We start from the raw sequence: 779 nt of genomic DNA, 5'->3' as shown, positions 1-779 counted from the left end.
GCGATCAATGTCAATGCCTACACCGGCGGCGTCGCCAATGTGGGTCTGGTCAGTCAGGTCGGGGCCGATGTTGTTATCAATCTCGGTGGCGGCAATATCATAACGGTGCTGAGCGCGACCCAGGCCGATGTGCTTGCCCATATGGTTTGGTAGGTCAATCGGAGAAGCGATAGCCGATACCCGGTTCGGTCAAGATAAAGCGTGGGCGCAACGGGTCGTCCTTGAGCTTTTCGCGTAGATGCTGGGTATGGATGCGCAGATAGTGGTTTTGCTCGGTTGAGCGCCGGCCCCAGACGGCGTTCAGAAGCTGGGCGTGGGTCAATACCTTGCCGGGATGCTGGATTAGGCCGGTCACCTGCGCAAGCTGCAAGACATTAAACGCGACCTGATCGAGCACGCCGTTGGCGTCTATGCCGGGCATATGTCGGAAGTGGCGCGGCGTCTGGGTATCGGCCGGTCGACATTGTACCGCAAGGTTCGTGACTGTGGGCTGGAAGGCCTGGTCAAGGAAGCAGGCTAACGGTTCTGGAAAGCTGGAAATTTTCGCGGCGGGTCGGTGACCCGCCGCTTTTTCCATGTTTGAGTGAAAATGTGCTCTGTGCCACTTTATAAGCAATTCATTTTGCGCAACGGACATTTGGTTGTGACATCAAATTCTTACCCGCAGCTCGATCAGCCACTCGCTGTTGGGCTATCGGATGCACACATCTCTTGCGTAGCCGCTGAATGTCTGATTCCCTTTTTCGGACATTATTCGGAGATTGAAGATGGCAGCGCTA

At 55.6% G+C, this 779-nt stretch carries 1 protein-coding gene and 1 pseudogene; one reads left to right on the top strand and one right to left on the bottom strand.

Features of this window, described 5'->3' with window-relative positions; all coding sequences use genetic code 11:
• Positions 1 to 154: 154 nt before the first annotated feature.
• Positions 155 to 421, bottom strand: a complete 267-nt coding sequence (locus ABAC402_RS41290) for a transcriptional regulator (protein ID WP_031236145.1) — start codon at positions 419 to 421, stop codon at positions 155 to 157.
• Between ABAC402_RS41290 and ABAC402_RS39995 the strand changes: the two are divergent.
• A pseudogene (locus tag ABAC402_RS39995) lies at positions 350 to 520 on the top strand (helix-turn-helix domain-containing protein); the annotation flags it as partial. The gene ABAC402_RS41290 and the pseudogene ABAC402_RS39995 sit on opposite strands and share 72 nt — an antisense overlap.
• Positions 521 to 779: the final 259 nt, after the last annotated feature.

The organism is Asticcacaulis sp. AC402 (assembly GCF_000495835.1).
In the GTDB taxonomy this organism is placed as follows: Bacteria; Pseudomonadota; Alphaproteobacteria; order Caulobacterales; family Caulobacteraceae; genus Asticcacaulis.
Note: the sequence above shows the minus strand (reverse complement) of the source record. Positions and strands in the feature narration are given on the sequence as shown.

What these genes read in the sequence shown, in the direction of transcription:
- ABAC402_RS41290 (WP_031236145.1), bottom strand. Translation starts at nt 421, where the DNA reads ATGCCCGGCATAGACGCCAACGGCGTGCTCGATCAGGTCGCGTTTAAT.